This window comes from Kitasatospora sp. NPDC005856, assembly GCF_040629945.1.
GTDB lineage: Bacteria > Actinomycetota > Actinomycetes > Streptomycetales > Streptomycetaceae > Kitasatospora.
This window is the reverse complement of record NZ_JBEXWT010000119.1, coordinates 1-23105: the sequence shown is the minus strand read 5'-3', so window position 1 is coordinate 23105 and position 23105 is coordinate 1. Positions and strand designations below refer to the sequence as shown.

General features: G+C 71.8%; 18 protein-coding genes and 1 pseudogene. 11 read left to right on the top strand and 8 right to left on the bottom strand.

Features of this window, described 5'->3' with window-relative positions; translation table 11 throughout:
- From ABZ449_RS37980 to ABZ449_RS37965, 4 genes are all read left to right on the top strand, one after another.
- On the top strand, positions 1-3486 hold a 3486-nt coding region (locus ABZ449_RS37980), incomplete at its 5' end, for a type I polyketide synthase (protein ID WP_360355514.1).
- Complete coding sequence (locus ABZ449_RS37975; RefSeq protein WP_360355512.1) at positions 3483-5738, top strand: cytochrome P450; 2256 nt, start codon at positions 3483-3485, stop codon at positions 5736-5738. The genes ABZ449_RS37980 and ABZ449_RS37975, both read left to right, overlap by 4 nt.
- The gene (locus ABZ449_RS37970) at positions 5738-6901 is read left to right on the top strand and encodes a macrolide family glycosyltransferase (RefSeq protein ID WP_360355510.1); all 1164 of its coding nucleotides are present in this window, start codon (positions 5738-5740) and stop codon (positions 6899-6901) included. The genes ABZ449_RS37975 and ABZ449_RS37970 overlap by 1 nt, the downstream gene beginning before the upstream one ends.
- A gap of 138 nt (positions 6902-7039) precedes the next feature.
- On the top strand, positions 7040-7471 hold the full coding sequence (locus ABZ449_RS37965) for a hypothetical protein (protein WP_360355507.1): 432 nt from the start codon (positions 7040-7042) through the stop codon (positions 7469-7471).
- Between the two features lie 215 nt (positions 7472-7686).
- Here the strand turns inward: ABZ449_RS37965 and ABZ449_RS37960 are convergent, their stop codons facing one another.
- On the bottom strand, positions 7687-10923 hold the full coding sequence (locus ABZ449_RS37960; RefSeq protein WP_360355504.1) for a fibronectin type III domain-containing protein: 3237 nt from the start codon (positions 10921-10923) through the stop codon (positions 7687-7689).
- A 320-nt stretch (positions 10924-11243) separates the two neighbouring features.
- Here ABZ449_RS37960 and ABZ449_RS37955 point away from each other — a divergent pair, with 320 nt between their 5' ends.
- Positions 11244-11990 (top strand): phosphotransferase, encoded by a 747-nt coding sequence (locus tag ABZ449_RS37955; RefSeq protein ID WP_360355503.1) that lies wholly within the window; start codon positions 11244-11246, stop codon positions 11988-11990.
- A 251-nt stretch (positions 11991-12241) separates the two neighbouring features.
- Here the strand turns inward: ABZ449_RS37955 and ABZ449_RS37950 are convergent, their stop codons facing one another.
- Positions 12242-12865: a hypothetical protein gene (locus ABZ449_RS37950; protein ID WP_360355500.1), complete on the bottom strand. Its 624-nt coding sequence runs from the start codon at positions 12863-12865 to the stop codon at positions 12242-12244.
- Between the two features lie 349 nt (positions 12866-13214).
- Between ABZ449_RS37950 and ABZ449_RS37945 the strand changes: the two genes are divergently transcribed.
- Positions 13215-13361, top strand: coding sequence for a hypothetical protein (locus ABZ449_RS37945; protein ID WP_360355517.1), 147 nt, complete (start codon positions 13215-13217; stop codon positions 13359-13361).
- 2 nt (positions 13362-13363) lie between these two features.
- Here ABZ449_RS37945 and ABZ449_RS37940 read toward each other — a convergent pair whose 3' ends face one another.
- The 3 genes from ABZ449_RS37940 to ABZ449_RS37930 all read right to left on the bottom strand — a co-directional run bounded on the left by ABZ449_RS37940 (position 13364) and on the right by ABZ449_RS37930 (position 14293).
- Positions 13364-13507 (bottom strand): hypothetical protein, encoded by a 144-nt coding sequence (locus ABZ449_RS37940; RefSeq protein ID WP_360355498.1) that lies wholly within the window; start codon positions 13505-13507, stop codon positions 13364-13366.
- A gap of 130 nt (positions 13508-13637) precedes the next feature.
- On the bottom strand, positions 13638-14087 hold the full coding sequence (locus ABZ449_RS37935) for a hypothetical protein (protein WP_360355495.1): 450 nt from the start codon (positions 14085-14087) through the stop codon (positions 13638-13640).
- 53 nt (positions 14088-14140) lie between these two features.
- Complete coding sequence (locus tag ABZ449_RS37930) at positions 14141-14293, bottom strand: hypothetical protein (protein ID WP_360355492.1); 153 nt, start codon at positions 14291-14293, stop codon at positions 14141-14143.
- Between the two features lie 1007 nt (positions 14294-15300).
- On the opposite strand from ABZ449_RS37930, the gene ABZ449_RS37925 reads away from it, so the two are divergent.
- Positions 15301-16311 carry a hypothetical protein gene (locus ABZ449_RS37925; RefSeq protein ID WP_360355490.1) on the top strand — a complete coding sequence of 337 codons (1011 nt, stop codon included), beginning with the start codon at positions 15301-15303 and terminating at the stop codon, positions 16309-16311.
- A gap of 136 nt (positions 16312-16447) precedes the next feature.
- Here ABZ449_RS37925 and ABZ449_RS37920 read toward each other — a convergent pair.
- Together ABZ449_RS37920 and ABZ449_RS37915 are read right to left on the bottom strand one after the other, a co-directional pair.
- A pseudogene (locus tag ABZ449_RS37920) lies at positions 16448-16636 on the bottom strand (AsnC family protein); the annotation flags it as partial.
- A 28-nt stretch (positions 16637-16664) separates the two neighbouring features.
- Positions 16665-17654 carry an alpha/beta hydrolase gene (locus ABZ449_RS37915; RefSeq protein WP_360355487.1) on the bottom strand — a complete coding sequence of 330 codons (990 nt, stop codon included), beginning with the start codon at positions 17652-17654 and terminating at the stop codon, positions 16665-16667.
- A 141-nt stretch (positions 17655-17795) separates the two neighbouring features.
- Here ABZ449_RS37915 and ABZ449_RS37910 point away from each other — a divergent pair, with 141 nt between their 5' ends.
- Together ABZ449_RS37910 and ABZ449_RS37905 are read left to right on the top strand one after the other, a co-directional pair.
- Positions 17796-18407 (top strand): helix-turn-helix domain-containing protein, encoded by a 612-nt coding sequence (locus ABZ449_RS37910; protein ID WP_360355484.1) that lies wholly within the window; start codon positions 17796-17798, stop codon positions 18405-18407.
- A gap of 451 nt (positions 18408-18858) precedes the next feature.
- Positions 18859-19661, top strand: a protein-coding gene (locus ABZ449_RS37905; RefSeq protein WP_360355481.1) for an IS5 family transposase whose coding sequence is annotated in 2 segments (ribosomal slippage) — positions 18859-19197 and positions 19200-19661 — 801 coding nt in all. Because the reading frame shifts where the segments join, the coding sequence is not laid out codon by codon here.
- A gap of 9 nt (positions 19662-19670) precedes the next feature.
- Here ABZ449_RS37905 and ABZ449_RS37900 read toward each other — a convergent pair.
- Complete coding sequence (locus tag ABZ449_RS37900) at positions 19671-20651, bottom strand: LuxR C-terminal-related transcriptional regulator (protein ID WP_360355478.1); 981 nt, start codon at positions 20649-20651, stop codon at positions 19671-19673.
- Between the two features lie 345 nt (positions 20652-20996).
- On the opposite strand from ABZ449_RS37900, the gene ABZ449_RS37895 reads away from it, so the two are divergent.
- Complete coding sequence (locus ABZ449_RS37895) at positions 20997-21275, top strand: hypothetical protein (RefSeq protein WP_360355475.1); 279 nt, start codon at positions 20997-20999, stop codon at positions 21273-21275.
- Between the two features lie 170 nt (positions 21276-21445).
- The gene (locus ABZ449_RS37890) at positions 21446-22999 is read left to right on the top strand and encodes a hypothetical protein (RefSeq protein ID WP_360355473.1); all 1554 of its coding nucleotides are present in this window, start codon (positions 21446-21448) and stop codon (positions 22997-22999) included.
- Positions 23000-23105: the final 106 nt, after the last annotated feature.

Below are 23105 nucleotides of genomic sequence, written 5' to 3'. Positions count from 1 at the left end.
GCCGGGCATCCGGTGGACCTGGCGGAGCCGGGGTACTGGGTGCGGCAGGTGCGGGAGCCGGTGCGGTTCGCCGACGCCATGGAGTGGCTGGCGGGCCAGGGTGTGACGGGGTTCGTGGAGGTGGGTCCGCATCCGCTGCTGGTGGGCAACGGGTTGATGCGCCGTGGTGGTGACTCCCCGGAGCGGCTGTTCGCGGGGCTGGGGCGGTTGTGGGCGGACGGCGCGGTGCGCTGGACGCCACCCGCGACCACGACGGCGGGAACGCCGGGCGTGCGGGTGCCTTCGTACGCCTTCCAGCACCAGCACTACTGGCTCCAGCCCACCACCCCGTCGGAGGGCCTCGACACGCCCGACCACCCGCTGCTGCGGTCACTGGTGAAGCTCCCCGACGGGCAGGGCGTGGTGCTGACCGGGAAGCTCTCCGAGTCCGTCCACCCGTGGCTGGCCGAGCACACCGTGCTCGGTTCGACGCTGCTGCCCGGGATGGCGTTCGTGGACATGGCCGTCCACGCCGGCGAGCACACGGCCAGCCCCGTACTGTCCGAGCTGGTCCTGGAGGCGCCGCTCGTGCTGTCCGAGCGCGACGGTGTGCACGTGCAGGTCACCGTCGGCGCGCCCGACGACACCGGACGCCGGCCCGTCACCGTCCACTCCCGCACCTCCGCCGAGCCCGACGAGTGGACCCGCCACGCGACCGGCGCGCTCAGTCCGTCGGCGGACCGGGGGACACCGGCCGACCGGACGGACGGGCCCGGGGCGGACGACAGCGAGGCCGCGCCGATCGACATCGGCTCGCTCTACGACCGGCTCGCCGACGCCGGCTACGAGTACGGGCCGACCTTCCAGGGGCTCACCGGCATCCGGCGGCACGGCGAGGACCTGCACGCCGAGGTGAGCTTCCCGGAGGACCCGGCGCAGCTCACGGGCTACCGCGTCCACCCCGCGCTCCTGGACGCCGCCATCCAGCCGCTGACCCTGCTCGCCGGCCTCGCGGCCGAGGACGGCGGCGCCGGCGGCAGCCCGGCGCGGATGCCCTTCTCGTTCTCCGGTGTGTCGGTCACCGGGGCGGCCGCCACGGTCCGCGTGGTGCTGCACCCGACCGGGCCGGACACCTACGCGGTGCGGATCACCGACACCGCCGGGACGCCGGTCGTGAGCATCGACGAGATCGTCCTGCGGCCCGTCGAAGCGGCGGGTCCCGGGGCCGGGCGCCGGCCGAACGCGCTGTTCGCCGTCGACTGGACCCCGATGGCGGCACCGGACGGCCCGGACACCGAGACGGTCCTCCACGAGGTCGCCGGCGAGGGCGAACCGGTCGCGGCCGCCCACACGGTGACCCGGGAACTGCTCGGCAGGGTCGGGGAGTTCCTGGCCACCGACACGCCGGCCCGGCTCGTGGTCCTCACCGGCGACGACCTGGCCTCGGCCGCCGCCCGCGGCTTCCTGCGCAGCGCGCACAGCGAGAACCCGGGGCGGATCCTGACCGTCCGGCACGACGGCACGGACGCCTCACGACGGGCGATCCCCGCCGCGGTGCGCGCCGCCGTGAGCGACGGCGAGCCCGAGATCCAGTTGCGCGACGGAACCGCCCTCGTGCCGAGGCTGGTGAGGGCCGCCCCGGCCGCCCCGACCGGGCCCCTGGACGGCGCGCCCCTGGACGGCACCGTGCTGATCACCGGCGGCACCGGCACCCTCGGCGTCCTGGTCGCCCGGCACCTGGTCGCGCGTCACGGCGCCCGGCACGTGGTGCTCGCCGGCCGCCGCGGAGTCGAGCCGCCCGGGCTCCGGGAGGAGCTGGGCGCCGCCCTCACCGTGGTCGCCTGCGACGCCGGTGACCGCGGGGCACTGAGGGATCTCGTCGCCTCGATCCCCGACCTGCGGGTCGTCGTGCACGCCGCCGGGGTCGTCGACGACGCCGTGGTGGGATCGATGACACCGGAGCAGATCGACACGGTGCTGCGTGCGAAGGCCGATGCCGCGTGGCACCTGCACGAGGCCACCGAGCACCTGGACCTGCGGGCGTTCGTGCTGTTCTCCTCGGCGTCCGGGGTGTTCGGCGCCCCCGGGCAGGCCAACTACGCCGCCGCGAACGCGTTCCTCGACGCGCTCGCCGAGCACCGGCACGCGCGCGGTCTGCCGGCCACCTCCCTGGCCTGGGGCCAGTGGGCCGAGTCCAGCGGCATCACCGGGAACCTGACCGAGGCCGACCTCCGCCGGCTGGCGAGGACCGGGATGCTGCCGCTGGCCACCGAGCAGGCCCTCGACCTGTTCGACACCGCCCTGGCCGGCGAACGCCCGGCGCTGGTGCCGGTCCGCCTCGACCTCGCGGCGATCGGCACCCCGCCCGCGCTGCTGCGCGGACTCGCCCGGCCGCGGCGCGCGCCGGCTCCGGTGGGCGGCCCCGGCGACCTGCGGGCCAGGCTCGAAGCCCTGCCCGAGCCCGAGCAGCGCGCCCTGCTGCTCGACCTGGTCGTCAGGCACAGCGCGAGCATCCTCGGGATGGCCCCCGGTGGGATCGACGACCCGCGTCAGTTGTTCCGCGACCACGGCGTCGACTCGCTGACCGCCATCGAGCTGCGCAACCAGCTCAACGCGGCCACCGGGCTCCAGCTCCCGGCGACCCTCGTCTTCGACTTCCCGACGCCCGAACAGCTCGTCAACCACCTCTACGGGCAGCTGTGCTCGCCGGAGAACCGGGTCGCCGGGCCGATGGAGAGCCTGCTGCGCAAGGCCGTCGACGTCGGCCGCGCGCAGGACGGCCTCGACCTGCTGGCCACGGTGTCCCGGCTGAGCCCGGGCACCGACGCGCCCAAGGCCGGGGTGGTCGCCCTCGCGACCGGCTTCCTCCAGCCGTCGCTGGTCTGCCTGCCGTCCGCGCTGGCGTCCAGCGGCATCGAGGAGTACGGGCGGTTCGCCGCGGCGCTGGAGGCCGCCCGCGACGTCACGGCGATCACCCTGCCGGGCTTCGCCGGCGACCCGCTGCCCGCGGACGCCGACGTCCTGGTCCAGGCACTCGCCGACGCCGCGTCGGCCGTCGCCGCGCCGGTGCTGGTCGGCCGTTCGGTGGGCGCGTGGCTGGCGCTGGCGACCGCCAGGGAACTGGAACGGCGGGGGGCCCGGCCCAGCGCCGTGGTGCTCATCGACGGCTACCCCGACGACCTGCCGGGTGTGCTCACCGGCATGCTCGACGCCGGCCACCAGGTCCAGCCGGTCGACGACGACCGGCTGGTGGCCATGGGCCGCTACCTCGATCTGGCCGGCGCCCCGGAGCCCGTCACGGTGCCGGTGCTGCTGGTGGGCACCGGGGAGCGCTCGTGGCCCCGGCTGTCCACCACCGTCCAGGAGGTGCTCACCGTCCAGGGCGACCACTTCACCGCACTGGAGGAACACTCCGCGGCCACGGCGCTGGCCATCAGTACATGGCTCCTCGACTTCGACGGATACGGGGCGGGGCTGTCCGCACTCAGGGGAAAGGACTATTCATGATCTGGGACAACGTCTACATCGGCGGAACGGGGCGGTACCTGCCGCCCCGCACGCCCGCGACGCAGGCCGTGCCGGACACCGAGACCATGCGGCGGCTGCTCGCGCTGTCGGACTTCGTGTCGTTCACCCGCTCCGACGACGTCACCGAGCACGCGATGGCCGTGCACGCGGCGATCGGAGCCCTGCGGGAGTCCGGCCTCAGCGGCGCCGACATCTCCATGGCCGCCTACGCCCAGATGGACCACCAGGACCACATGGCGTCCTCCTGCCACCTGCAGCGCGTCCTCGGCCTCGGCCACGCCCTCGTCTACGAGGTCGAGGCGACCAGCAACGGCGGCTCGGCCGCGCTGCAGTCCGCCGCCGCGCACCTGGTGGCCGACCCGGCCGCGACCGCGACCCTGGTCACGGCCACCGCCCGGTTCCTGCCGCCGCGGTGGGAACGCTGGCAGCCCACCGTCGGGATCTTCCTGGCCGACGGTGCGGCCGCGGCCGTGCTCAACCGCGAGGGCGGCCGGGCGCGGCTGGTCGCGACCGCCAACAGCTCCGCGACCCAGATGGAGGTCCTCGCCACCCCGACGATCCCGGACCCCGAGGGCCACCGCAACCGTACGCCGATCGAGGTCACCGGCCTGGCCCCGTACCTGACGCTGATGAGCGGGGCACTGGTCACCGCGGTCGAGCAGGCCGCCAAGGAAGGCGGCGTCGACATCGCCGACATCACCAGGTTCGTCGTCACCGGTCTGGGCCTGGCCCAACTGGAGGTCGTCGTACTGGAGCCGCTCGGCATCGACCTGAGCCGCACCACCTGGCCCATGCTGCGCGAACTCGGCCACGTCGGGCCCTGCGACCAACTGCTCGGCATGGACCACCTGCTGCACGACGAGACCCTCAAGCCCGGCGACACCATCATGTCGATCGGCCTCGGCATGGGCTCGCGGTTCACCGCGACCCTGCTGGAGGTCACCGAGCCGCCCAAGCCCCGTACGGCCACCATCAACACCGAGCCGCTGCGCGCGCAGGCCCCGCCGCCCGCCGACGCGTACGTCATCGACCCCTCCGGCGGCGACATCTTCGGCGAGGCCGCCGCCCTGCGCGGGCGCGGCCCGGCCACGCCCGTCGAACTGCCCGGTGGCGTGTCGGCCTGGGCCGTCACCGGGCACGACCTGACGAAGAAGCTCCTGCTCGACCCGAAGGTCTCCAAGGACGCGAACAAGCACTGGCCCATGTGGCGCGACGGCGACATCCCGCCGGACTGGCCGCTGATCATGTGGGTCGCGATGCAGAACATGTTCACCGCCTACGGGTCCGACCACACCAGGCTGCGCAGCCTGGTGGCCAAGGCGTTCACCCCGCGCCGCATCGAAGCGATGCGGCCCCGCGTCGAGGAGATCACGGCCGGCCTGATCGCCGACCTGGCCGCGGTGCCGCCGGGGCAGACGGTCGACCTGCGCGCACGGTTCGCGTTCCCGCTGCCGATCCAGGTCATCACCGGATTGTTCGGGGTGAGCGCGCAGACGGGCGCGGACCTGCGACGGCTGGTGGACGCGGTGTTCAGCCTCGACGCGGACCCGGCGGGCGTGCAGGCCGCCTCCGGCGAGCTGTACATGCTCCTCAAGGAACTCGTGGCCGCCAAACGGCGCGACCCCGGCGACGACATGACCAGCGACCTGATCGCCGCGCAGGAGGCGGACGGCACACGGCTGTCCGAGCGGGAACTGCTGGACACCCTGCTGCTGAGCATCTCCGCCGGCTTCGAGACGACGGTCAACCTGCTCGACCACGCCATCCACGCGCTGGCCACGCACCCGTCCCAGCTCGCCCTGGTCCGGTCCGGGACCAGCACGTGGGAGGACGTGGTGGACGAGACCCTGCGCTGGCAGGCGCCGGTGCCGAACCTGCCGCTGCGGTACGCCGTGGAGGACATCTCCGCGGACGGCGTGCAGATCCGCAAGGGCGAGGCGATCCTGCTGTCCTACGGCGCGGCCGGCCGCGACCCGGCGCAGCACGGGGCCGACGCGGAGGACTTCTCCGTCACCCGGCCGTCGCGGGCCGACCACCTCACCTTCGGGCACGGCGTGCACTTCTGCCTCGGCAGCCCCCTGGCGAAGCTGGAGGCGACGACGGCGCTGTCCGCGCTGTTCTCCCGGTTCCCCCGGCTGCGGCTGGCCGTCCCGTCGTCCGAACTCGAGCCGCTGGGTTCCTTCTTCACCAACGGACACAAGACCCTGCCGGTCATCCTGGAGGAGAGCTGATGGCCCATTTCGCCTTCGTGAGCGCGCCCGCGTCCGGGCATGTGAACCCGACCCTGCCGCTGGTCGAAGAGCTGGTCCGGCGCGGTCACCGGGTCAGCTACGCCACGGGACCGGCCACCATGGACGCCGCCGTCGCCGCCGGGGCGTCGCCGGTGACCCTGCCCTCGCAGCTGCCGCCCGACATGGCGGCGCGGGGCGAGTTCACGGCGGAACAGCTCGCCGTGACGATGGAGTACTACCTCGACGACGCGCGTGCCGCCTTCCCCGTCCTGGCCGAGCACTTCTCGGCCGACCGGCCGGACGCGGTGTGCTACGACTCGGTGACCTTCACCGGGAGGATGCTCGCGGACCTGCTCGACGTGCGGGAGATCTCCCTGGTGCCGACCTTCGCGGAGAACGAGTCCTTCTCGGCGGCGCAGGTGTACCTACCGGCCGACTTCGACCACACCAACCCCCGGCTGGTGGCCGCGATCCAGGACATGGGGAAGTTCGCGCAGGGCCACTCCTTCCTCGAGGACCCGAACCTGATGTTCGGCTACGTGGCCCCGACGAGCCTGGTGTTCATCCCCCGCGAGTTCCAGATGTCGGGGGACACCTTCGACGAGCGCTTCCACTTCGTCGGGCCGTCACTGAGCAGCCGGCAGACCGCGGGGGAGTGGAGCCCCCGGTCGCAGGCCCCGGTGCTGCTGATATCGCTGGGAACCGTCTTCAACGACCGGCCCGATTTCTACCGGACCTGCATCGAGGCGTTCGGGGACAGCGACTGGCAGGTCGTCATGGCGGTGGGCGGGCTGGACCAGGAGAAGCTGGGCCCGATCCCGGCGAACGTCGAAGTGCACGCGCAGGTGCCGCAGGTGGCGGTGCTCCGACACACCGAGGTGTTCCTGAGTCACGCCGGAATGAACTCGGCGATGGAGTCCCTCTACCACGGGGTGCCCTTCGTGGCGGTGCCGCAGATCCCGGAACAGCGGGCGGTCGCCCGGCGGGCGGAGGAGCTGCAGGTCGGCAGGACGCTCGCCGAGCCGACCGTGCAGGGCCTGCGCGACGCCGTCCAGGACGTCCGGTCCTGCCGCCCCCGGGCGGCGGCCCTGAGCCGGATCGTGCGCGGGGCGGGCGGCGCGTCCAAGGGGGCGGACGTCCTGGAGGAGCTGCTGACGCGGTAGCGGCCGGGCTCCACCGGGCGGGGTGCACCCCCACCCGCCCGGTGGAGGATGTAACAACAAGCACTAACTCACTCGCTCGCCGATGCGTAGGGTGGGTGGTCTTCGCGGCCCCATCCCGATCCTGCAGGAGTGACGCCCATGATGCTCGTGTCCGACCCCGTCTTCGGCGAGGTGGAACTCACCGGTTCGGCGACGGAACTGGCCCGCCTGGTGGCCGCGGTGGCCGAGGGCGCGGGATTCATCGGCTCCATGTCGTCCGCGACCGAGCGGGACAGCGAGATCCTGGCGGGGGTCGAAGTCAGGGAGGCTCCCGGGCCTGGGGTGTCGATCCACCTCGACTCCCGGCGTCAGGTCCTGGTGATCAGCGGCGATCCCGTCGCCAGGGCTCTCTTCGCGGACAACCTCGACGCCATGACCACGGCCATGGCTACGGAGGAGGGCGGCGGCCACCGCCACGTCGACCACTTTCCCGGGCATCCTTACCTCGTCGAGGGATCCATGCCCCTGGTGGTGGGCATCCCGGGCGGAGACGGCCCGCTCGATGAGCAGGACCGCGAAGAGGGCTCCTGACGAAAGTGGTGGGCTTGACCTCGTCAGAGGTCGGTGTCGTGCACGAGTAGTGCAACGGTGCTCACCGTGATGAGGCTTCAGTTCCTCCGTCGCCTGACGGTCGCCTCGGGCGGACCGGTGAACCGGTGAACGGCGACGACGGGCCGGTCGGACCGAGGCAAGAGCTCCGGTCCGACCGGCCCTGCTGCGGCCCGGTGCCGTGCCGCTCGAAACCGTCAGGCGCAGGTGACCTTGCCGGAGGTGTCGGCGGTGCAGAGCAGGGTCATGGTGCCGTTGTCGGGATCGACCGGGTAGGGGCTGGCCGACAGGCGGGTCATGGTCAGCGGGTAGCTGGTACCCGGGGTCAACTGGCCGACGTTGAACGAGATCAGCGGGGTCGTCGTCTGGTGACCGGCGGCGATGTCCACCATGTCGCAGGTGAGGAGCCGCTGCGCCGGGTCGACGGTGCACGCGGACGCCTTGGTGGCGTTGGTGAAGCCCTCGGGGTAGCTGAGCTGGTACCGGACGTTCGTGGCGTCGCTCGTGCCCACGTTCACCATGTGGGGCGTCACGTAGAAGGTGCCGCCGCTCGTGGCCCCCTTCGTCCAGGCCACGAACGGCAGGAGGTTGGTGGAAGGGGCTGGGGGCGACAGGGCGGAGGTGGGGCCCTGCCCGCGCTCGTTCACCGCGGTGACCTGCACCTCGGCGTGGTCCGCCTCGATCTGCGCGACGCGGTCGGCGGGGATCGTCATTGACGTCTCGGTGCCGGGCACGGTCCCCAGGACCGTTTCGGCGCCGGCCGGGTCGCCGGGATCGTGCGCCACCGTCACCACGTACTGCTGGATGGCGCTGCCGCCGTCGGCGGGCGCGGTCCAGCTGACGGTCGAGCCGTCCGGGCTGATCGCGGGGTGCTTGGGGGCTCCCGGGACGGTCGACCCGTGGTGGACGGCCGCCTGGACGGTGGCCGGCGGGCAGGTGGGCGTGCCGGCGGTGGTGGCGGTGACCAGGTCGACGTAGTGGCTGGGGCGCGGGTTCGGCGGGGTGTAGAGGCCGCTCTGGTCGACGGTGCCCAGCGAGCCGGGTGCCATGGACCAGGTGACCCCCTGGCCGGGGTCGCATCCCGCGGGCCAGGTCACGGTGTACTGGTGCTGTTGGGCGGCCGCGGTCAGGCGCTCGGACGACGGTGCGCTCCGCGCGCCCGGGGCGAGGGATGCGGCGCTGGACAGGGACGGTCCGGGGAAGGGGCCGGCGGCCTTGTACACGTCGAAGGTGGTGTTGTACACCTCGCCGCCGGTGGAGATGCTGGCGACCTTGAAGTCGATGACGAAGTACAGTGCGACCTTCAGTGGTGCTTTCACCGTGAGCCATGGATCGGCGGAGGTGTCCGCGGTCACCTCGATGGAGGGCGTGATCTCCAGCCTCGGGCCCACGAGGTTGTAGACGAGGATTTCAAGGGCCACGGGGAAGGTGAAGGTGACCTTGGCCGCCGCGTCCAGCGAGTAGTCGAACTTGGTGACGGGGTCCTTGGTCAGGCTCGTCGTGTCGACCTTCCCGGTCTTGTCACGGGTGATCTTGCCGCCCATGGTCCGCTCGTAGGAGGCGGAGAACGAGAACTTGATCGATCCGTCGATCGAGGTCTCGGTGTAGACCGTCAGCGAGGGGCACAGCACGATCGCGTACACCGTCAGGCAACTCGCCGGTTTGAGGTTCAGCAGCGGATCGCGCTTCGTCTCGTGCTTGTACGCGATGCCCATTTCGCCTTCGATCGACGCCTTCGCGGTGGCCGTCGCGGTGAAGTCGTAGGCCAGGTTGTAACCGCGGGGGTCCACGGCGTAGTAGTTGGGGTCTCGCTCCAGACCGGCGGTGGCCGACCAGTCGATGTTCAGGCTCAGGGCCGCGGTGAGCTTCGCCGTGACCGTCGTGTTGTTGCCCAGCCGCTCCTTCATCTTGGGATCGTTGGTGAGCTTCTCGGCCAGGTCGAGGGTGAAGGTCTTGTTCGCGATCTGGCTGGAGGACTGGGCGGCCACCGACGCCTGGATGTCGGGGTTGAGCATCTTGATCCGCACGCCCTCGGGACCGGAGGCGATCTTGCTGCCGGTGGCGGTGAAGTCCAGAGCCAGGAAGGCCTGTTCCAGCGCCGCCTGGCTGGTGGTGAGGGTCACCGTGCCGCCGACGGTGCTGATCTTCTCCACCGTGCGCAGCAGGCCGCCGTGGAGCAGCGGGTTGCTGCTCTCGCCGACCACGATGACGTTCTTCACCTTCAGGCCGGACACCTGCGCGGGCGGGTCGGTGAACACCACGCTGTTGGCGGTGACCTTGGTGACGGCCGCTTCCGAGGCGGCGGAGAGCAGCACCGTGCCGGCCGCCAGGGTCGGGGCGGGTGCGGCCTTGACCACGGCGCTGGTGGCGCCGTGCGCGCCGTCCTGCTGGATGCCGGTGACCGTGATCGCGTACTCGACGGTCGGGGCGAGCGAGGTCAGCGTCGCCTGCTTCGTGGCGGCCGGCACGGTCACCGTGACGGGCGGGTGGCCGGGTGCGGTGGCGTCGACGGTGTAGCTCGTGAGGGTGTTGCCGCCGTCGTCCAGCGGCGCGTCCCAGGTCACCTTCAGCGTTGACGGATCGGGCTGGCTGCCGTCCGCGCCGACGGCCGGCGGCGCTGCGGACACGTCCTGCGGGGCGCCGGCGGTGTAGGCGGGCTTGGGACTGACGGTGCCGTTGGCGTCGGCGCCGGTGGTCTGGCTGTCGGAGCGGCCGACAGGCCCGGTCCCGGCGGCGTTGGTCGCGGTGACCGAGACCGTGTAGGGCTTGCCGTTGACCAGCCCGGTGACGGCGGTGCTCAGCACGTCGCCCGGCACGTCGACGGTCACGACGGCGCCCGGGTCCCACGGCCTGGCGGTGACGGTGTACCCGGTCACCGGGGAGCCGTTGGGGTGGGCGGGGTTCCAGGAGGCGAGGAGTCCGCCGTCCCGGCCCAGGACGGTGGCCATGGTGGGGGCGAGCGGTGCCTTGGGAGTCTGCGGGCCGCCGATGAAGGCGGGCGACAGGCCGGAGACCGTGCCGCCGGTGGTGGTCTCGTTGGCCCGGAACGCGTAGTTGACGTCGTTCGTCAGACCACCGATCTCGACCTCCGGCGGGTTGGCCGGGTCGGGGTGGTTCACCGTGCCGATGGCGACCGCCGGGCCGGACACGTTGCCGTCCGCGTCCAACGGGTAGACGTACACGTCGACGCGGGCCAGCGCTTCCTGGGCGGTGTCGCCGGGGGTGACGGTCACGTGCACGGTGCCGGTGGCGAACGGCTGCACGGAGTCGATCAGGGGCGCCTGCACGGCCTGGGCCGCGGCGCTCGCCCGCGCGGGCGACGGAGCCGCCCCGGCCACTCCCATGGATCCCGCGCCCAGCCCCAGCGCGATCGCCACGGCCACCACCGAGCGGCCGGATAAGCGCCCGGCCCCGGTCTTCCTCGAATGCCACATGCTCGATTCCCCTCCGCCCGCGGCACACAGGGGTCCGCGGGTTCGGGCCCCGGCGGGACCCCGCCGGAATCTACCGACCGGGAAGCGGAACCAAACCCTCCTCAGTGGAGTGCAATGGCACCGCAGTTGGCGTCCATCGAGCCTCCCCCGATCGACGTAGGAAAGGCCATCGACCGGGATCCACGCCGGCAGGAGGTGACAGTGCCGACGGGAGGGTGAGGGGCGGGACCACCGTCCGGATGCCGCGTCGGCGCAGGTGCTCGCGGATGGCCCTTCAAACCCGGCGACATCGGCGGTCATCCCCGGGATACTGGTCGGCCATGGATGAGGTCGAAGTCGTCGTCGCCCATTCCGAGCGCGCGACCCTGCGCGTCGGCGACGTGTTCCTGAAGGTGGACGCCGATCAGGCGCGCATCGACGTCGAGATCGAGGCGATGTCCCTCGCACCGGTCCCGACCCCGGAGATCCTCTGGCGCAAGCCGCCCGTGCTCGCGATCGCCGCGCTCCGGGGGGCGACACTCGGACGCCTCGGCGGGCCGTCGACCGGGTCACCGGCGGCGTGGGCCGCGGCGGGCGCCGCCATCCGGAAGCTGCACGACGCGCCACTGCCGCCCTGGCCCGGCCGGGCCGGCCGGAGCACCGCCGCGCTGGCGGCGGAACTCGACGACGAGTGCGAGACGCTCGTGACGAACGGCGTCCTGCCCGCCGACCTCGTCACCCGCAACCGCCAGGTCGCCGAAGCCGCGCTCCGGCCGTGCACTCCGGCGTTCACGCACGGCGACCTGCAGATCGCGCACGTCTTCGTCGACGGCGGCGTGGTCACCGGCATCATCGACTGGTCCGAGGCGGGCCAGGGTGATGCCCTGTACGACCTCGCCACCTTCACACTCGGACACGAGGAGCACCTCGACGACGTCCTCGCCGGCTACGGCACCGAGGTCGACCTCGACGTGATCCACGCGTGGTGGTCGCTGCGCAGCCTGCTGGCGGTCCGCTGGCTGACCGAGCACGGTTTCGACCCCTTCGCGCCGGGCTGCGAGGTCGACGTGCTGAGATCCCGAATGTGAGGCCACGCGGGCCCGACCGCCCCGTGTGCGTTCTGACGCATCGGACACCCGGAAGCGTGACGGTTCCGCGCGCGGATCGCTCCGGCCGGCCTGCGGCGGCACACTCATGACCAGGGCCTTCGCACCGATCCCTGTGCCTCGTCGCAGAGTTCAGGATCATGCGAAGGCCGTGCCGCCGCCCGAGGTAACCCGCATGAGGGTGACAGCGTGCGAGACGCCGATGCCGATGCTGTCGGAAGCCTTCGGGAAACCTACTCGGTCCTCCCGTGGCCGGCTCGAGGCCGGCCCTCCACCTGCCCTCCTCCACGTCCGGCGGGCAGCGGGCCGCCGATCGGCCACCGCGGGCCACCGTCCGGGCTGCCCTGCCAGGCCCACGGAGCGTCGTGGGTGACGGTGACGCCGTAGTCGTACGGGTCCGGGCGCCCGAGGCTCTCCCACTGGGCCCAGGCGAGTATCAGCTCATCGCCGATCCGGCGTGGTCCGCCCTGCCACAGCACCGGCCGGCCGTCCGCACCGGGGCGCACCTCCGCCCACGAGCTGTCCCCGTCGTGGGCCAGGACGACCGGCCCGTCCTCGCTCCGCTCAGTGGAGAGCACGGCGTCCGGGACGGCGACGCGCAGTGCGAACCGTAGGTGCCAGTCCTCCAGAGCGGCCGGTTCGCGGTCGAGCACCCGGCGGGCCTCGGGTTCGGCGTCGCCGCGCACCGCGGCGTAGGCAGGGTGCCCGCCGGCCGCCTGCGCCGGGCCGGTCCGGTCGCCCATGAACTGTGCCAAGCCGTGGACCCAGCCATGCGCGACGGCGTCGTCGGAGACGGTGAGGGCGACGTACCCCAGCCGGTCCCAGGGGTAGACGATCCGTCCGCCCGGCCGTCCCACCGCCACAACCGGCCCGGCGCGAACCGCTCGCGCGGCAACGCGGCGAAGGCCTCCCGCAGCCACGGCGAACCCTCCGGCCACGCCCCGCGCCGCTCCATCTCCTCGGCCAGGCGCGCCCCGTGCCCGGCCGGGTCGACCACCGTCACTTCTTCTTGTGCTTGCCGTCGCTCGGCGGCGGCGTGGTGACCTTGCCGTCGGCGTTGTCCGGCGGGGGAGTCCCCTGGCTCGGCTCCGGCGGCGGCTTCGCGTGCTCCCCCATGGGGTCCTCCTGTGGACGGCGGGATACGACCGGATCATCCTGCCGCAGCGCCTCGGCGGACGGTACAGCGCGCGGACGCAGCAGTGGGGCGTGCGGCTTGAATCTCTGAACTCGCGGAAGACCGGGAGCGAGAGCGTCTCCTGCCGGCCCGCCATCGAGGGCGCCCACGAGAAGGGTGGCGCCGAGGGCCAGCTCGGCCGGTTCCGCCACAACCACCTCGTCCCCACCCTTCTCTGAACCTACTGCCGAGCCTTGCTCGTGGTCACGACGTCGACGGCGACCCGGAGCGGTGTCTCCGCGTTCCCCAGGAGGGCCCGGGTGATGGCGATCGCCTGGATCATGCCCGTACCGCGTTCGGCCAGGAGGGTCTGGACAGCCTCCATTCCGTCGCGCTCGAGGACTCGCCGGGACTCCCCGACGAGCGGGGCCAAGCGTGCGGCTTCCTCGGGGCGTAGTCCGATCACGTGGTCAGACACGACTGCTCCCTTCCCGTGCTGAGTCGGTGGGTTGTCCTCACGTCTCGTTGGAGCTGACTGCTGCGCTCAGAGCCTTCACGGCGTCATCGTATTGATGGCGGTCGAAGCGGAACGGTCCGAATCCCGAGTAGTCGCGTGTCCTGCGGTGAGGCTGTTCGAAGGAGTCCCAGGTCACGTGGTCGGATGTCACGGTGATACCGGCCATCAGCGGCCAGCATCCCCACTCGCCGCATTCACAGCCGAGCACGGGTGTCTTGGGTCCCATGGCTCCGGTGGATCGTCCGTGGAAGTGGTCTTCCATCGGGCCGAACCGATAGAACTGCGGGATGAGTCCGCCGTAGGCGTCTCCGGCCGGCTGCATTCCGGCATCCGCCTCGAACCGGTCGATCAAGTCGGTGAGTGGTATTCGGTCGATGCACGGGACGACTTCGAGCACGCCACGTTCGGCTTGGCGTCGGCAGTCGAAGTGGTTCTCCTGGTCGGTCATGTTCTGAGTGTCTTCTCTGATCTTGTTCTCGAGTGCTGGTCGGGTGGGGGCTGTCAGCGCTTGTGGTGGAGCTCGTGGTCGGTGCGAAAGCCGAAGGAGCACAGGCCGTCGAACTCGGCCCCGGACTCGCTTTCCCGCGGAGTCCAGAGGCGGTCGGAGCAGTCGTCAGCCGCGACGCCTCCGTGCTCGAGCAGCAGGGTGGCCACTTGGTGGACCTCTGTGGTTCCACGGTGCGCATGGGTGGAGCGTAGGTGGTGCAGGCTCTCCTCAGCCATGGATATTCAGAGCTGTCACGGGTCCGTCGCCGCCGTGGTGGTGCCCGTGGCGATGCCGGCGACGGTCGGGACGCCCGGACCGCCAACGGTGGAGTCGGGTGTGGGAGCTGCTGGAACGCCTGCCCAGTGGAAGCCCACGAACACGGCCGAACCGGACCGGAAGAGGGGGCCGATCCGCGCTTCTCGGAGACGGGCCCGGGCGTCGGCGGGGTCGCCGTTCACCGAAAGGCCTGGTCCGATCCGCGGTGCCCTCCAGCGCGCGCGCCCGGCGGACCATCACGAATGCCCGCCCCCTGCAGAGCACGTGCAACCAGGGCGCCCGCGCGGAAGCGCAAGGCAAATCAACAAGCCCTCCGTGCACGTTTCAATGGTCGAAATCCCGCTCTGCTGCGGTGAGTTCGCCAAGCCCGGCCGTTGCCTTCGCGGCCTCCGCGTCCGCGCCACGGCAGCGGCAGGTGCCGCGCATTCACTCGGTCGGCCTATTGGGCGCCATGGTTCGCTCCCGATACATTTCCTGCATCGGGACGCTTCCGCGAACCCGCAGCCCGACGCCTGGAGAATTCCTCTCTCGCACCGTCACCGCGACACAGGGACAGGCGGTATTCACCGCCCCGATACGACAGGACCGACTCACCGACACGCCCGGCGACCCGATGCGGCCGCCGATGAGGACGGCCGACGCTACCGGCGCTCCGAAGGACGCCGTCTCCGGGGGATCACAACGCCCGGACGACCACCGGGCCGTCCGCCCGCCGACCCGGGACCCAGCGCACCATTCCCGGCCCGGCCATCCGCGCCCGACCGGTCACCGGAGAACACGCACACGGCGCCTTGGCGCCCCTGCGGAGAACCCGGAGAACCGCGGTCTCCGAAGGCCGCACGGCGCGCACCTGTGCCTTTCCGTCGTTTCGCACGCACCATTTCCCTCGGGAGGAACCATGAATGCCGCCGCCGGTTGGAACGACATCGTGGTCCGGGACAACTTCCAGGACGTGGGACAGACCCCCACCTCCGACCCTGTCTGGGAGTCCCCGGACATCATCCCCTTCGGCAGCGACGTCCTCGACTTCGACCTGCTGGAGTCCAGCTACAACGGACCCGACCTCGGACTGAGCCACCCCATCGTGTACGGGCAGCTCAACCGCATCTACGTCCGGGGGAAGAACCTGCGGACCGGGTGCCCCTCCTCCGGCAACGTCAGGCTCTACTACTCCCCCGGAGGACTGGTCCTCGACCCGCGGGCCTGGACCCCGATCAACGCCGAAGGCGGCGGCACCCCCGTACCGCTCACCGTCCGCGGCGGTGTCAGGGAGATCCCTCCCGGACAGATCTGCGTCAGCCGGTCCGCCTTCCTCTGGCCGAGCCAGCCGCCGCCCGGTCACTACTGCATGATCGCCACCGTGGACACCCCCGCCCACCCCATGCCCGCGAGCCTGCCCACGTTCGGCTCGCTCGCCGCCTACTGGAACTGGGTCAGGAACAACCCCAACGTCTGCTGGCGCAACATCGACGTCATCCCGTGCCGACGGACGAGCTACGTCCTCGCCGACCTGGCCGTCAGCAACCTGAACGACACGCCCACGCGGTTCGTCTTCGGGGTCTCCGGCACCGACCTGCCCGCCGGGACCGCGACCTTCTCCAGCACCGACCAGCAGGCCCCCTTCAGCCTGACGGCGCAGATCTACCCGCCCGGTACCGACGAGGGCTACACGCGCTCGATCCTCCTGCCCGCCCACTACTCCGGCACGGTCACGGTCGTGGTCCAGTTCGACCAGCCCCTTCCGTGCGACGCCCGCCTCGTGCTGAGGGCCTACAACCCGGTGACCAACAACGTCGGAGCACTCGAACGTCAACTCGCCGTCCCCCTCACCGGCGTACCCGAGCTCGCCGACGCCTTGTTCCTCGAACTCGGCGGGTTCACCTTCGTCGCCACCTCGAGCAGCCCCTGACACGGCCACCGCGGGTTCCGGGCCGGTCAACAGTCGAGCCGAGCCGCCGGGCAGGACGAGCAGCCGGCATCGGATGCGCAACACGGGGGATGACAGTGGTGCCGGTGCGGACCGCGGCGTCGGTCCGCACGGGCCGTCAGGGGAGGGCGGCGGCGCGTTCGACGATGCGCAGGACGGGGGCGGTCCGGACGGTCTGGATGCCGGGCAGGGAGCCGACCTCGGCGGTGAGGAGGCCGTAGAGGGTGTCTGCGCCGGAGCGGAGCGCGGTGGCCATGAGGTCGGTGGGGCCGGTGGTGGCGGCGGTGTGGGCGATCTGCGGGTACCGGGCGAGGGCGCTGCCGGCACCCGGCGAATCAGCCCTGGAGGGAGGCGAGCCAGGAGGTCAGCAGGCGGTTCACCTCCTCGGGACGCTCCTGCTGGATCCAGTGCCCGCAGCCGTCCATGATGTGGGTGGAGGCCAGGCCGGGGAGGGTGGCCGGGTAGGCGTCGATCGCGTCGGCCATCCAGGTCGTGGAGGCGTCCAGGGCGCCGCCGATGAACAGAGACGGCTGCTTGATCGGGGCGCCGCGGTACTGGGCGAGATCCTCCCAGTCACGGTCCATGTTGCGGTAGCGGTTGAGGGCCCCGGTCATGCCGGTGCGCTCGAACTCCCCGGCGTACACGTCGAGGTCGTCCTCGGTCAGCCAGGTGGGCAGCTTGCCGCTGGGGAAGCGGTCTCGCAGCCGGCCGCCGGTGCGGGCCACGAAGTGGGGGTCAGGCTCGCCCCGGGTGGGCATGGTGTCGGCGGACATGGCCGCGTAGAAGCCCGCGAGCCAGCCCCGGAGGTCGGGCTCCATCTCGGCTTCGGCCCGGCCGGGCTCCTGGAAGTACGAGACGTAGAATTCCTGGTCGCCGCCCATCTGCGCGAAGACGTCGGTGGGGCGGGGGCCGCCGGGCGGCGCGTAGGGGACGCTCAGCAGTCCGACGGCGCGGAAGACCTCGGGGTGGAGCAGGGCGGAGGTCGCCGCGATGTTGGAGCCCCAGTCGTGCCCGACGACCACCGCCCTGTCCTCGCCCAGGGCGCGCACCAGGGCGACGTTGTCCTCCACCAGATCGAGCATCCGGTAGGCGTCCGTCGCGGCGGGCTTGGAGGAACGGCCGTAGCCGCGCACGTCGAGCGCCACGGCCCGGTACCCCGCCGCCGCGAGGGCCGGGAGCTGGCGGCGCCAGGAGTACCAGGACTCGGGGAAGCCGTGGACGAGCAGGACCAGCGGTCCGGTGCCCTGCTCGACCAGGTGCAGGCGCCCGGCAGGTCCCTCGATGGTGCGGTGGCGCAGGTCGGCGGACGGCGCGGGCTGGGGCATCGCTTCTCCTCGGTTCACGGGCTGTCGGTGGTTGCCCACCGATCTTGCGGCGCGGCGGCCGCCCGAAGCGAACACCCTTGTCATTCTGGCAAACTTGCAGGACAGGGCGGTGGAGGCGGCACGCTCGGAGGGAGCGGGGCAATGGTGACGGATGACGGCATGGCCGACACGCTGGCGGCCATGGGCCCGCGGCTGCGGACCGCACGCGAGCAGCGCGGGTCCACGCTCACCGGCGTCAGCCGCGCGACCGGCATCTCGCTGAGCACGCTGTCGCGGATCGAGACCGGTCGGCGCAAGCCGACCCTGGAGGTGCTGCTGCAGCTCGCGAAGACGTACGACATCTCCCTGGACGAGCTGGCCGGCACCGCACCCGTCGCCGCGGCCCGACCGCGCATCCCGATGGCGCAGCGTCCCGGCGACGACAAGGTGGTGCTGCCGTTGACCCGGTACGTGGGGGGCCTGCACGCCCACAAGCACGTCCTGCCCGCCGTCGACGCGCCGCCGGCGCGGCCGCGGCAGGTCTCCCACGACGGGTACGAATGGCTGTGCGTCCTGTACGGGCGGCTGTGGCTGGCGCTCGGCGATCAGGACCTCGTCCTGAGTGCCGGGGAGGTGGCCGAGTTCGACACCCGCACCGCCCACGGGGTCGCGAACGCCGGACCCGGCGGACCGGTCGAATACCTGATCATGTTCGGGCCGCAGGGAGAGCGCCTACGACCGCGCACCACCGCCCTCGACCGCGGGGCCCGGTAGCGCGGAGCACGGCATCCGGGACCGCTCCGACCGCGACGGCGCCTGCGGCTTCGCGTCTCGGCGGCGTCCGCACCGCGCAGCGGGCGCGAGCCGTCGGGTACGTGGGGCATCCGGATGTCGACGAGCGCGACGTCGGGCCGGTGCCGGCGGGCCGGTTCAACCCGCTTGCGGGGGACGGCAGGGTCCAGGCCCGGTACGAGACCTGGGGCTACCAGCCCTTCAACAGTCAGAGTTCCTCACCGGAGTCGCCGCGGCTCACCGTCATGGCCCGCGCACGTTGACGGCATCCGAGCCGGCTTCCGAGCCGGGCTCCATGGCTGCGCACCGCCAACCGTCCATGACCGCCCGTACCACCGACAGGACCGACCAGAGGAGCAGCACGTGGCGCATGCCGTCGAGGAATGGCATCAGCACTAAGAAGTCATCTCATTTGGGCTTGTAGGCTGCTTGCGTGACGATCGTGGAGCGCCTGGTGCCGGATGAGTTGTGGGAGTTGTTCCAGCGGGTGGTGCCGGCGGCGCCGACGCGTCCGCAGGGCGGTGGCCGCCGACGGCACGGGGACCGGGAGGTGCTGGCCGCGATCGTGTTCGTGGCCACGTCGGGGTGCACGTGGGCCCAGCTGCCGCCGTGTTTCGGTCCGGCTGGGCCGACCGCGCACCGCCGGTTCGCCGAGTGGACCGAGGCCCGGGTGTGGGCAAAGCTCTACCGCCTGGTCCTAGACGAACTCGGCTCGCGGGGCGAGCTGGACTGGTCGCGGTGCGCGGTCGAGTCGGTGAACATGCGCGCCACGAAAAAGGGGACCTGATGGGTCCGAATCCTGTCGATCTGAGTAAGTTCGGATCGAAGATCCACTTGCTCGCCGAACGCACCGGTCTGCCCCTTTCGCTCGCGATCTCCGGTGCCAACCTGTACGACAGCCAGGCCCTGATCCCGCTCGTCGAGGCGATCCCGCCGATCCGCTCCCGCCGCGGCCCGAGGCGACGCCGACCCGGCAAGCTCCACGGCGACAAAGCCTACGACCACCGCTTCATTCGCTCCTACCTGCGGCGACGGCAGACTACCGATCGCATCGCCCGCTGCGGCATCCAGCCCTCGGCCCGCCTCGGTCGGCATCGCTGGGTCATCGAGCGGACCGTGTCATGGCTGGGCGGGTTCCGTCGGCTCCACCGCCGCTACGAGCGCAAGGGCGACCACTTCGCGGCCTTCACCACCATCGCTGCCGCGCTCATCTGCCATCGTAGACTCACCAAATGAGATGTATTCTCAGAGCCAGCCGCGGTGCGCGGCGCGGACGCCCGCCTGGAAGCGGCTCTCGGCGCCGAGTCGGGCCATCAGGTCGGCCATCTGACGTTTGACGGTGCGCGCCGAGACGCCGAGTTTGCGGCCGGCCGCCTCATCGGTGTGGCCGGCCGCGGCGAGCTCCAGCAGAGTGCGTTCGGTCGAGGTGAGGCCCTGCCCGTCCACCGGGACGGAGGAGCCGAACGGGGTTGCTGCGGACCAGAGTTGGTCAAACAGGGCGCAGGCGACGGCGAGCTGTCCGGGGCTGTCCAGCTCCAGCGCGCCCCGACGCGGTTCGGCGGGGTCGACCGGGACGATGGCCACGGCGCGGTCCACGATCACCAGCGGGATCGGCACGATCGGGACGGTGCGCATCTCCCCGCCGAGGTCCGTCAGCCAGCGCGCGTGCGCCAGCGTGTCGGCGTCGTTGCGGAAGCTCTCGCGGCAGATCGCCTTGATGCTGACGCCCCGGCGCAGCGCCTGTTCGTTGAGCTGCGCGGAGGCCGCCCGCGCGTCGGGCCGGTCGGCGCCGCCCGGGTTGAGCGACAGGCACTCGGTGACGGCGTTCGCGGCGAGTTCCTCCAGCCGGCTGCGGACGGAGTCGAGACCGTCGAGGCGAACCACGGCGTCCGCGCGGTGGAGACGGTGTTCCTCGTGCTGGGCCGCGAGTGCGGCGATCGTCGCCCGGGTCGCCTCGATCTTCCGCTGCCGGGCGGCGGCCTCGTCCTCGGCGGCGGCGAGCAGCGCGGACAGGCCGACCGCCGGACTGACCGGCCACAGGGCTCCGTCCACCTGGGACGACGGTTTGATCAGTGCGAGGTCCGCCAACTCGTCCAGGGCGGAGCGTATCTCCTGGTCCGTCATACCGGTGTCCCTGGCCAGTTCGGCGACGCTGCGCGCCGGGTCGACGAGGACCGCCTGGTAGAGGCGCTCGGACAGGCTGGAGAGACCGAGTAACTCAAGCATTCTGCCGCCCCCCGCGGTAGGTGCTCAAACAAGCTGTCGGACCAGTGTGCCCAGCGACGCCGGGCCGGACAAGACTGGTCCGGGCCCCTTGTCACGTTGGGGTCAGGCACCTTGGGGCCAGGCGCGGACCGCTGACAGCGGGACGCCGGTTCGGCAGGCTTGTTCATGTCGGAAGCGCCGCCCCCGGGAAAGCCCGGGGCAGGGAGACGTAAACATCCGGCAAACCAAACCACCGCGCCCTGAACGGAGTATGTCCATGTCCAGCATCGCCCAGCTCCCCGTCGCCGCCGTCCGCGCGTCCGCCGCCGTCTCCGGCGACTCCGACAACGGGTTCGGCTGGGGCTGATGTTCGACAAGCCGGTCCTGCGTCTGGCCGTGACCCGACTCGTCGGGCCGACCGCCTCGGTGGTCGCTCCGCAGTGGCTCACTGGGTACCTCTGGAGCCAGGCCCGGGCGGACGACCGCCTGGAGCATGTGCGGGTGCGTGTCGCACCCGGCCGGATCGGAGTGGCCCTGTTCGTCCTCGCCGCCGAGGACACCGGTGCCCGCCTGAGCGCACGGTCCATCTGTGCCAGGGCACTTGAGGCCTCGGACGAACTGCGCGACTGGCGCCTCGCCGACTAGCGGCGGGCCCGCGCCTCCCCGTTCCGCTCCTGCGCCCTCCCTCTTTCCTCTCGTACGGCCCGCGTTCCGCGACGCCGTTGTTCCGCGCCTGCCCCGCCCGGGTTCCGCCCCGTCGATGGGGCCGCTGCCTTCATCCGTCCTGCCGAGCAACGGAAGAGAGTTCTGCCATCATGATCAGGCTATTCCGACGCGTCCTCAGCCTGCTCGCGGTCACCGCGGTGACCGCCGGCCTGCTGATCGCCTTCTCCGCATCCGCCCAGGCGGCGTTCGCCTCCGCCCTGGGCGGCACCATCACCAGGTCGGAGGTGATCGAACGGGCGCAGTACTGGGTCGATCGCCAGCCCGGCCCGTACGACAACGGCGGCTTCTCGCCCGGCCCGACCGGCGACCGGAACTACCGCCGTGACTGTTCCGGATACGTCGACATGGCATGGCACCTCAACGGCGACAACTGGACCGGGAACCTGTCGGACGTGTCGTACCCGATCGCCCGCCAGGACCTCATGCCCGGTGACATCCTCCTCGACACCGCGAACCACGTGATCATCTTCAACGCCTGGGAGCCCGACCACACCCGCTTCACCTACTACTCCTTCGGCGCCTCGCCGGTGAAGAAGGTCGGCCCCGTCTCGATCGACGCCCCGACGATCGACGGGTGGGCCAACTCGAACTACCAGGCCCGCCGTTACAACAAGATCGTTGACGACCGCGACTACGACCGCCAGCTGGTCGCCCGCCCCAACCTCGGCATGAACGCCAACCAGACCCTGGAGTTCGTCGACAACGACGGCAACGGCGGGGTGCGGACCGCGTGGCAGACGGCCCCGAACAGCACCTGGCACGACTGGTACCAGCTCCCCGGCGCGGCGGGCGTGGTGGGCGCCCCGGCGATGGGCCGCAACGCCGACGGCACCCAGGAGATCTTCGCCCGCACCGCGAACGGGCAGGTCGTCTCCCGGTGGCAGCTGACGCAGAACGGCTCCTGGCACGACTGGTACGACCACGGCGGCGACGTCGCCTCCGAGCTGGCGGTCGCTGCCAATGCGAACGGCTCGCAGCAGATCTTCGCCCGCACCCCCGACGGCCGGATCACCACCCGCTGGCAGGACAAGCCGAACAGCACCTGGCACGAGGGCTGGCTGACCTTCGACGGCGCCGGCTTCGTCGGGAACCCCGCCGTGAGCCACAACGCCGACGGCACCCTGGAGGTCTTCGCCCGCACCGCGAACGGGCACATCATGTCCCGGTGGCAGGTCGCGCCGAACAGCACCTTCACGACCAGCTGGTACGACCACGGCGGCAACGTCGCCTCCGACCCGGTGGTGAGCCGGAATCAGGACGGTCGGCAGGAGATCTTCGCCCTCACCGCGGACGGCCGGATCACCACCCGCTGGCAGGAGAAGCCGAACAGCACCTGGCACGACTGGTCCACGTTCGACGGCGGCGGCTTCGTCGGAGACCCGGCCGTCACGCTCTGCCGCAACGGCAACCTGGAGCTCTTCGTCCGCGACGGCAACGGCACCGTGTGGAACATCCACCAGCTCAAGCCGAACAGCGTCTTCTCCGGTTGGGTCGAGGTCGGCGGCACCCTGGCGACCAACCCGGTGGTCGGCGAGAACGAGGACGGCCGGCTGGAGATCTTCGGCAAGACGGCCTCCGGTGTTGTGACCCACGCCTTCCAGAGCGGTATCGCGAGCGCCTTCGGAACCTTCCGCACCCTGTGACGGAAACCGATCGCGCGCGGCGCCGGACAGCCGATGGGCGGGGCCGCGCCCCCGCGGGTGGGGGCGCCCCCGCCCCCCGGCCGGGCCCCCGGGGGGCGGGGGCGGG